Source organism: Sphingomonas sp. FUKUSWIS1 (assembly GCF_000733135.1).
In the GTDB taxonomy this organism is placed as follows: Bacteria; Pseudomonadota; Alphaproteobacteria; order Sphingomonadales; family Sphingomonadaceae; genus Sphingomonas; species Sphingomonas aerolata.
The window spans coordinates 4265-9295 of the sequence record NZ_JPJC01000096.1 but is presented as its reverse complement, the minus strand read 5'-3'; the positions used below and the strand labels follow the sequence as shown (position 1 = coordinate 9295).

Below are 5031 nucleotides of genomic sequence, written 5' to 3'. Positions count from 1 at the left end.
GGGTTGGGAATGCGGCCGCCCCGCCGTTCGCCCTGAGCGAAGTCGAAGGGCCTGGGTCGAGCAACGGCGCAACCCTCCGCGAAATCGCACTCGACGCGATCGCCGCGACCAGCTGGATCCCCGCGCGCTCGGAAAACCGGATCACCTCGATGGTGCAGGGCCGCCCCGACTGGGTCATCTCGCGCCAGCGCGCCTGGGGCGTGCCCATCGCGCTGTTCGTCAACCGCGCCACCGGCCAGTACCTCAACGACCCCGCCGTCAACGCGCGCATCGTCGAAGCCTTCCGCCAGAACGGCGCGGATGCGTGGTACGCCGACGGCCACCAGGCGCTGCTCGGCCCCGATTACGACCTCGCCGACTATGAGGTCGTGAAGGACATCCTCGACGTCTGGTTCGATTCGGGCTGCACGCACGTCTTCACGGTCGAAGCGCGCTACGGCGAAGGCACACGCGCCAACCTGTACCTCGAAGGGTCGGACCAGCATCGCGGCTGGTTCCAGTCGAGCTTGCTCGAAAGCTGCGGCACGCGCGGTCGCGCACCCTATGACGCGGTCCTCACCCACGGCTTCGCGCTCGACGGCCAGGGCCGCAAGATGTCGAAGAGCCTCGGCAACGTCGTCGATCCTCTCAAGATCATCGGTGAGAGCGGCGCGGACATCCTGCGCATGTGGGTCGCCTCGACCGATTATTTCGACGACGTGAAGATCGGCAAGGAGGTGCTCGCCACCGCGTCGGATTCCTACCGCAAGCTGCGCAACACGTTCCGCTACATGCTCGGCGCGCTCGAGGGTTTCGACGAGTCCGAGCGTGTCGCCGTGTCCGACATGCCCGAACTCGAGCGCTACGTGCTCCACCGTCTCGGCATGATCGACACCGAGCTGCGCCAGGCGGCGGAAGGCTATGAGTTCAACCGCTACACGCGGCTGCTGACCGACTTCGCGAACGAGGACCTGTCCGCGTTCTTCTTCGATATCCGCAAGGACTCGCTCTACTGCGACGCGCCTGGAGACGTGAAGCGTCGCGCGTACCGCACCGTCCTCGACGTGCTGTTCCACGCGCTGGTCCGCTACGCCGCGCCGGTGCTGTGCTTCACCGCGGAGGAAGTCTGGCAGTCGCGCTTCCCGAGCGACGACAGCTCGGTCCACTATCTCGAATGGCCGTCGCTCCCGTCGCTCGACGCGGACGACGTGGTCGGCGCCAAGTGGCATGAGATCCGCGCGCTGCGCGTCGCCGTCACCGAGGCGATCGAGCCGTTGCGCCGCGAGAAGACCGTGCGGTCCAGCCTCGAGGCCGAGATCACCGTCCCATCGATGCTGCTCGACGCCGACGCTCTGGCCGAGGCGTTCATCGTCGCCAAGGTCACGCCGGGCGATGCGGTCACCGTGACGCGCACCGACTTCCACAAATGCGGTCGCTGCTGGCGCCACCTCCCCGAGGTGACGACCGACGGCGAGCTCTGCGACCGGTGCGAAGAGGTGGTGGCGCATGCGTAACCTGCCAAAGGCCGGCTTCGGGGCGGCGATCGCGCTGTTCCTCGCCGACCAGCTCAGCAAATGGGCCGTAACGCGCCCGCTCGGGATCGATTCGCTCGGCGATGCGCAAACGATCACGTCGTTCTTCGACCTGCGCTTCGTGCCCAATATCGGCATTTCTCTCGGGTTGTTGCCCGCCGATGGCCATCTGACGCGCTGGGCGCTGGTGCTGCTGACGGGGGCGATCTCGGTCGGGGTCGCAATCTGGATGACGCGCGAGAAGAACAGGGCGGATCAGATCGCGCTGGGCTTCGTGCTCGGCGGTGCGGTCGGCAATATCCTCGACCGGATCCGGCTCGGCTATGTCGTCGATTTCGCCGACCTGCATATCGGCGAGTGGCGCCCGTTTTTGGTCTTCAATGTCGCGGATGCAGCGATTACTGTCGGCGTGCTCGTCCTGCTTGTCCGGGCGCTGCTCGTGCGCGAGAAGCCCCCTGTGGAGAATTCCCATGCGTAAGTTTGTGCCCCTGGCTGCCGGTCTGGCGAGCGTCGCGTTGCTGTCCGGCTGTGGCGCCGGCAAGAGCCTCGATCGTGCGCGGCCGGACGAGTTCGCCGTCGCCCGCCAGGCTCCGCTGGTGATCCCCCCCGATTTCGCGCTGGTCCCGCCGCAGCCGGGTGCCGCACGGCCGCAGGATACCGCCGCGAACGCCCAGACGCTCGACGCGCTGTTCGGCGGCACCGCTGCGCGCAGCCCTGCCGAAGCCGGCGTGCTGAGCGAAGCGGGCCCCAGCGCCGCCGATCCCGGCATCCGGTCGAGCGCGGGCGATCCCGGCACGACCGTGATCGACAAGGGTTCGACCACGCGCGACATCGTTGCCGCCCCCGAAGGCGACGGCCAGGATGCGCGCGCAACCGCCAACTGAGCGGCTGCCGCAAGACGCGAAAAAGGGCGGCTCCCGCAGGGGGGCCGCCCTTTTTCGTGTTCGGTCGATGGCCACCCCGCCCGCCCCTGCTCCGTAGGATACCCCAGCTTCCGCTGGGGTGACGAGAGGGAGGCAGGAAGCGGCCGTGCAAAATGCCGCAACCGCGCGCTCCCGCCATCCCAGCCAAGCGCCAAGACGACGACAGCACCCGCGCTACGTCAGAACGCGGCGGTCAGCGACGCCAGCACCTTCCCGTTGGCGATCGAACCGACGCCGTCCTGCCCACGGCTGAAGCTCGGCTGGAGATACGCCGACTCCGCCTTGCTGATGTCGGTATCGACATAGGCGACGCCCAAGGTCAGCGGCGTGCCCGGAATCACGTAATCGGCACCCACCAGCCAGTCGAAATATTCGCCGGTCGGCGACACGCTGGTGGCGAATGGCCCGAGCCCCTTGTTGCCGTTCGAATAGCCGACATGCGCCTTTACGGTCAGCCCGGTATCGGGAATGCCGCTGCTGACATCGCCCCACAAATACAGGTTCGAATCCTTGGCGTTGACGCGGTCATAGACCCCGTTGGCGGCCGAGGTGCCGTTCGAATACCAAGGCCCCAGCGCCTGCTGCTTGGGCGCATAGGCGACGCCCGCGGTCAGCGCGACCGGGCCGGCAGTGCCCGAGAGCTTGGCATAGGGCTCGATGAAGTCGGTATTGTCGAAGCCCGACGGGTACATGTACCACGTCGCGCCGACGTCGAGCGTGCCGCCACCGACGGGAAGCTTGTACCCGGCGATCAGGTCGAGCTCCATGTTGGCGCCGCCGAACGTGCCCCAGCCGGCGAGGTTCGACCCCCAGGTGCCGATATAGACGCCGCTCTTGTGCGCGATCGTGATGCCGCCCTGGACCGCGAGATTTTCGTCCGACTGCGACACGCCGCGAAAGCGATAGTCGCTGACAAGTCCGACCGATCCGCTGACCGTGACGTCCTTGGGTGGCGCCGTATCCTGCGCGAACGCAGGGGGTGCGGCAGCCAGCGCGAGGCCGCCGAAGAGGATAGTGGAGAAGCGCATCGTTTCCCTTTCGAAACTGGAAATTCGATGTCCCCGCCTGCACCCGCGGACGCCGCATCTATCGAGGCATGGCCTCCGAGCGCGGTCTTTCCTGCGGTGACAAATGAATGACAGTCGTTGATGCACTGCACAAGCGATTATTGCGCCAGGCGCGGTGTTGACGCCATGGATGTTGCGCACCGGACACACCGTCTCGGTCGCAACGCTCGGGTGCGCGCGGGCCTATCGACGCAGGATCGGCGTGCGCCGCGGCGCTTCCCACCCCTCACGCGCCAACTCGGGCATGTCCGCGTCTCTTTCGGGATAACCGAGGCAGAGATAGCCGACGAACCGCCATCCCTCCGGCACGCCCGCAATGTGCGCGATCCGTGCGGGGTCGAGGATCGAGACCCAGCCGAGCCCGATCCCCTGCGCGCGCGCCGCCAGCCACAGTGTGTGTATCGCGATCACGGCGGAATAGGCGACGCTTTCCGGCATGGTCTGACGCCCCAGACCATGACCCTGACTAGGATCGGGTTCGACGAACACCGCGATGTGAACGGGCGCCTGCTCGAGCCCGGCGAGCTTCAACCGGGCGTAGAGCGCGGCACGCGTCTCGTCTTGCCCGGCCAGCGCGGCGGCGTTGCAGGCGGCAAAGTCCGCGCGGATCGCGTCGCGTCGCGCGGGGTCGTCGATCGTGACGAACCGCCAGGGCTGGCTGAGCCCAACCGACGGCGCGGCGTCGGCGATCGCGAGCAGCGCGTCGACTGCGCCCGCGGGCAGCGCGTCGCGCCGGAATCGGCGGACGTCACGGCGCCAGCGGAACAGCAGATCGAGCCTGGCCTGAAACGCCGTATCGAAGACCGGGCCTTCAGCGTCGGGCGGTTCTGTATGCATGATCACCACGCTGTACCCGCTCACGTCCGGCGAGCAAGGTCGCTAGCCGCGCACCGCCCGAAACGCCGCAAGCCCGGCGTCGAGATCGGCGATCAGGTCCGCCGGATCCTCGAGCCCGATCTGCAGACGGACCATAGGCCCGGCGACCTCGCGGCGGGTGACGCTGCGATAGCGATGCGGATCGACCGGCAGCGCCAGGCTTTCGAACCCGCCCCAGCTATAGCCGATCCCGAACAGCTCGAGCGTGTCGATCAGCGCGGCCCGCGACGCCTCGTCACCGCCGTCCAGCACGAACGAGAACAGCCCGCTCGATCCCTTGAAATCGCGCACGAACAGATCGTGCCCCGGGCAGCCAGGCAGGGCCGGATGCAGCACCTGCGCCACCTCCGGACGCGCCTCCAGCCACTGCGCGATCGCCAGCGCGCTCGACTGGTGCTGGGCGAGCCGGACCGCCATCGTCCGCAGCCCGCGACTGCCGAGCCAGCAATCGTCGGGACTGGCGATCTGCCCCAGCTGGAAGCTCGTCTCGCGCAGCGCCTTGAAATGGCCGGGCCCTGCCGTCACCGATCCGAGCATCGCGTCCGAATGGCCGACGACATATTTGGTGCACGCCAAAATCGTCAGGTCGACCCCGTGGCCGATCGCTGGAAAGAACAGCGGCGTGGCCCAGGTATTGTCGAGCAGGGTCGTCAC

General features: G+C 67.6%; 6 protein-coding genes. 3 read left to right on the top strand and 3 right to left on the bottom strand.

The window, feature by feature from the left end; all coding sequences use genetic code 11:
• From sphsw_RS07160 to sphsw_RS07150, 3 genes are all read left to right on the top strand, one after another.
• The coding region (locus sphsw_RS07160) for a class I tRNA ligase family protein (RefSeq protein WP_152555422.1) at positions 1-1493 on the top strand (1493 nt) is incomplete at its 5' end.
• Positions 1486-1989, top strand: coding sequence for a signal peptidase II (gene lspA, locus sphsw_RS07155; protein WP_031395901.1), 504 nt, complete (start codon positions 1486-1488; stop codon positions 1987-1989). The genes sphsw_RS07160 and lspA, both read left to right, overlap by 8 nt.
• Positions 1982-2395: a DUF3035 domain-containing protein gene (locus sphsw_RS07150; RefSeq protein WP_031440002.1), complete on the top strand. Its 414-nt coding sequence runs from the start codon at positions 1982-1984 to the stop codon at positions 2393-2395. Before lspA ends, sphsw_RS07150 begins: the two co-directional genes overlap by 8 nt.
• Positions 2396-2613: 218 nt before the next feature.
• On the opposite strand, the gene sphsw_RS07145 is transcribed toward sphsw_RS07150, so the two are convergent.
• From sphsw_RS07145 to sphsw_RS20335, 3 genes are all read right to left on the bottom strand, one after another.
• Positions 2614-3462 carry a TorF family putative porin gene (locus sphsw_RS07145; RefSeq protein ID WP_031395899.1) on the bottom strand — a complete coding sequence of 283 codons (849 nt, stop codon included), beginning with the start codon at positions 3460-3462 and terminating at the stop codon, positions 2614-2616.
• Positions 3463-3684: 222 nt separating this feature from the next.
• Positions 3685-4338, bottom strand: coding sequence for a 5,6-dimethylbenzimidazole synthase (gene bluB, locus sphsw_RS07140; protein ID WP_031440001.1), 654 nt, complete (start codon positions 4336-4338; stop codon positions 3685-3687).
• Between the two features lie 42 nt (positions 4339-4380).
• The coding region (locus sphsw_RS20335) for a PLP-dependent transferase (protein WP_042466751.1) at positions 4381-5031 on the bottom strand (651 nt) is incomplete at its 5' end.

Bases quoted from the DNA above. Each gene is read 5' to 3' on its own strand.
- lspA (WP_031395901.1), top strand. From the start codon at position 1,486: ATGCGTAACCTGCCAAAGGCCGGCTTCGGGGCGGCGATCGCGCTGTTC.
- sphsw_RS07150 (WP_031440002.1), top strand. From the start codon at position 1,982: ATGCGTAAGTTTGTGCCCCTGGCTGCCGGTCTGGCGAGCGTCGCGTTG.
- sphsw_RS07145 (WP_031395899.1), bottom strand. From the start codon at position 3,462: ATGCGCTTCTCCACTATCCTCTTCGGCGGCCTCGCGCTGGCTGCCGCA.
- bluB (WP_031440001.1), bottom strand. From the start codon at position 4,338: ATGCATACAGAACCGCCCGACGCTGAAGGCCCGGTCTTCGATACGGCG.